Source organism: Arthrobacter crystallopoietes BAB-32 (assembly GCF_000328305.2).
Lineage (GTDB): Bacteria > Actinomycetota > Actinomycetes > Actinomycetales > Micrococcaceae > Crystallibacter > Crystallibacter crystallopoietes_A.
The window spans coordinates 1-3475 of record NZ_ANPE02000308.1; the positions used below are offsets into that span (position 1 = coordinate 1).

Below are 3475 nucleotides of genomic sequence, written 5' to 3' on the forward strand. Positions count from 1 at the left end.
GAACCCAAGCGCCGTCGTCGTTGGCGGTTTAAGGGACCAGGTAGCTGCTGTCCTTGGCGTCCGTGATGAGCATGTGGCCCGGGGCGTGCCCGATGGCCAGCGCCGGCCGGGACTCCATCACCGCCGCCTGCGGGGTGACCCCGCAGGCCCAGAAGACCGGAAGGTGCCCCTCGGGAATCCGCACGGGATCGCCGAAGTCCGGCTTGGCCAGGTCCGCGATGCCGATCTCGTGCGGGTTGCCCACATGCACCGGCGCGCCGTGCACCGCCGGGTAGCGGGAGGTGATGCGCACGGCGTCGGGCACCTGGGACGCGGGGATGGGACGCATCGAGACCACGAGCGGGCCGCCCATCGATCCGGCCGGCTCGCAGCGCACGCTGGTGCGGTACATCGGCACGTTGACGTTCTGGTCGATGTGCGCGATGGAGATGCCGCCCTCGCGCAGCGCGGATTCGAAGGTGAACGAGCAGCCGACGATGAAGGTGACCAGGTCGTCGCGCCAGTAGTCGTTGATGTCCGTGGGCTCATCGACCTTCTCGCCGTCGCGGTAGACCGTGTAGCGCGGCACGTCGGTGCGGATGTCGCCGCCGGCCAGCAGCGGTCCGGTGGTCTCGCCGGCGTCGAGCACGCCCAGGATCGGGCACGGTTTCGGGTTCCGCTGGGCGAAGAGGAGCACGTCGAACGCCAGCTCACGGGGCACGATGATCAGGTTGGCCTGCGCGAAACCGCGCGACCAGCCCGCGGTGGGGACGGCCAGGCCGGAGCGGAAGGCGGCGCGGGCTTCGGCCGGGGACAGGGCGCCCGGATCCGCGGGCAGGGAAACGGTGCCAGTGGTGTTCTGCAGGTCGGTCATTGTCTAGCTCCAGAACTGGGACAGGCCGGCCAGCGAGTTCCAGCCGAGGTACAGGGTCAGCAGCCAGGCGACAGCGCCGAGGATGAGCAGCCACTTCGGGTAGGCGTAGCCGTGCAGCAGGTCCCTGCGGCGCCAGGCGGCCCAGAGCAAGATGGCGAAACCGATGGGCAGGATCAGGCCGTTGAAGGCGCCGGCGAAGATGAGCAGTTCCTGCGGGGCCTGGCCGAGGAACACGTAGATCACGGCGCAGACGGCGATGAAGGCGACGATGATCAGGTTGCGCTTGCGTTCGGCCGTCGTGGTCTTGGTGATGAAGGAAACCGAGGTGTAGGCGGCGCCGATGACCGACGTCAGCGCGGCGGCCCAGAGCACCACGCCGAACATGCGCATGCCGATTTCGCCCGCCGCGGCACCGAAGGCCTCGGCCGCCATGTTGTCGCTGGTCAGCGCCACGCCGCCGGCCACCACGCCGAGGATGGCGAGGAAGAGCAGCACGCGCATGATGCCGGTGACGAGGATGCCCAGGATCGAGCTGCGGGAAATGGCCTTGACGTTCTCAACCCCGTGGGCACCGGAATCGAGCATGCGGTGGGCGCCGGCGTAGGTGATGTAGCCGCCGACCGTGCCGCCGATCAGCGTGGTGATGACGAGGAAGTCGATCTTCTCCGGCAGGAAGGTGTTCTTCAGGGCTTCCCCGACAGGCGGCGCGGCGACAATTGCGACGTAGAGCATCAGCAGGATCATCAGGGCGCCCAGCAGCACGACGATCCGGTCCAGGGCCATGCCCGCCTTCTTGGAGAGGAAGATCAGGATCGCAATGACCGCCGAGGCGGCGCCGCCGATCTTCGGGTCCAGGCCCATCATGGCGTTGACGCCGAGCCCGGTGCCGGCGATGTTGCCGATGTTGAAGACCACGCCGCCCAGGAACACCAGCGCGGCGAGGAGCCAGCCGGCCCCGGGCAGCACCTTGTTGCCGAGCTCGTGCGCCCGCATCCCCGAGATGCCGATGATCCGCCAGACGTTGAGCTGGACGGCGATGTCCACGAGGACCGACAGCAGGATGGCAAACGCGAAGGCGGCGCCGAGCTGCACGGTGAAGACGGTGGTCTGGGTGATGAACCCCGGACCGATGGCGCTGGTGGCCATGAGGAACATGGCGCCCAGCATCGCAGTGCGCTGGAAGTTGGGACGCACCTTGGTTGGTGTTGTCTTGTCCATTGGTTTTCCCATCTGGATCGGTGACAGCAGTCACACGGGCAATGGAGAGACCTTACAGTTTGTTGAACAATCTTGGCAAGAGATTGTTCAACAAAGCGCTGCGGCCACCTCCGGGAGTGGCTCCAAATAATTGTTGAACAATCTGGAATTGTGGTGCATCCTGTTAGGGACGAATCGACGAGACGGGTGTCACAACATGGCTATTATCGACCTCAACAGCGACGTCGGGGAATCCTTCGGCAACTGGAAAATGGGCGACGACGCCGCCATCTTCCGCTCCGTGTCCAGCGCCAACGTGGCGTGCGGCTTCCATGCCGGCGATCCGAGCACGATCGCGCAGACCTGCCGCGATGCGGTGGCCGGCGGCGTGACCATCGGAGCGCACGTGGGCTACCGGGACCTGGCCGGTTTCGGCCGCCGCTTCCTGGACTGCACACCCACTGAACTGGCCGACGATGTGCTCTACCAGATGGGCGCACTGCAGGCCCTGGCCCAGGCGGCCGGCGCGCAGATCCGCTACGTCAAGCCGCACGGCGCGCTCTACAACACCATCGTCCACCACGAGGCCCAGGCCCAGGCCGTGGTCGACGCCGTACGTGCCTTCGGCGGGGACCTGCCCCTGCTCCTGCTGCCCGGCTCCGTCGCGCTGGCCAAGGCGGAGGCCGCCGGCGTGCGCGGGGTGGCCGAAGCCTTCGCCGACCGGGCCTACAACCCGGACGGCACACTGGTCTCCCGGCGCGAACCCGGCGCCGTCATCCACGACGCGGACACCGTCGTCGGCAATATGGTCCGGCTGGCCCAGACCGGCAAGATCACCGCGATCGACGGCTCCACCATCACCGTGGAGGCCGAGAGCATCTGCGTCCACGGCGACACCCCCGGCTCGGTCGCGATGGCGGCTGCGGTGCGGGCGGGACTCGAGTCGGCGGGCGTGACGGTCCGGAGCTTTGCGTGAGCGTCAAGGCCGTCCATTTCGCCGGGCCGCGCGCGCTGCTGGTCGACCTCCCGGACCTGGATTCCGTGCTCGCGCTGCACGCGCACCTGCTCAGCAACCCGCTGCCGGGCCAGCTCGACGTGCTCGCCGCGGCCGCTACCGTCCTGATCCAGTGCGACACCCGCGCCCACGCCCTCGCGGCGCGCACCGCCGTCGAACGTTTGGAACTGGGCCAGGCGCCGGCCGGGACCGGTGAGACCGTGGACATTCCGGTCATTTACGACGGCGAGGACCTCGCCGAGGTCGCGCGCCTCACCGGGCTGAGCCCCGAGGCAGTGGTCAACGCGCACACCGGGCAGGTTTGGACCGCGGCCTTCGGCGGCTTCGCCCCGGGCTTTGCGTATCTCACCGGCGAGAACCATCTGCTGGACGTGCCGCGCCGCGCGACCCCGCGCACCGCCGTGCCCGCC

General features: G+C 68.4%; 4 protein-coding genes. 2 read left to right on the plus strand and 2 right to left on the minus strand.

What is annotated here, in order from left to right:
• Positions 1–28: 28 nt before the first annotated feature.
• Complete coding sequence (locus tag D477_RS20450; RefSeq protein ID WP_005275146.1) at positions 29–853, minus strand: putative hydro-lyase; 825 nt, start codon at positions 851–853, stop codon at positions 29–31.
• A 3-nt stretch (positions 854–856) separates the two neighbouring features.
• Entirely contained in the window at positions 857–2071 is a 1215-nt protein-coding gene (locus D477_RS20455) for an NRAMP family divalent metal transporter (protein WP_005275147.1), read from the minus strand.
• A gap of 196 nt (positions 2072–2267) precedes the next feature.
• Here D477_RS20455 and D477_RS20460 point away from each other — a divergent pair, with 196 nt between their 5' ends.
• Complete coding sequence (locus tag D477_RS20460) at positions 2268–3026, plus strand: LamB/YcsF family protein (RefSeq protein ID WP_005275149.1); 759 nt, start codon at positions 2268–2270, stop codon at positions 3024–3026.
• Positions 3023–3475 (plus strand): 5-oxoprolinase subunit B family protein (locus tag D477_RS20465; protein WP_005275152.1); only part of this gene is annotated, 453 nt, incomplete at its 3' end. The genes D477_RS20460 and D477_RS20465, both read left to right, overlap by 4 nt.

What these genes read in the sequence shown, in the direction of transcription:
- D477_RS20450 (WP_005275146.1), bottom strand. Translation starts at nt 853, where the DNA reads ATGACCGACCTGCAGAACACCACTGGCACCGTTTCCCTGCCCGCGGAT.
- D477_RS20455 (WP_005275147.1), bottom strand. Translation starts at nt 2,071, where the DNA reads ATGGACAAGACAACACCAACCAAGGTGCGTCCCAACTTCCAGCGCACT.
- D477_RS20460 (WP_005275149.1), top strand. Translation starts at nt 2,268, where the DNA reads ATGGCTATTATCGACCTCAACAGCGACGTCGGGGAATCCTTCGGCAAC.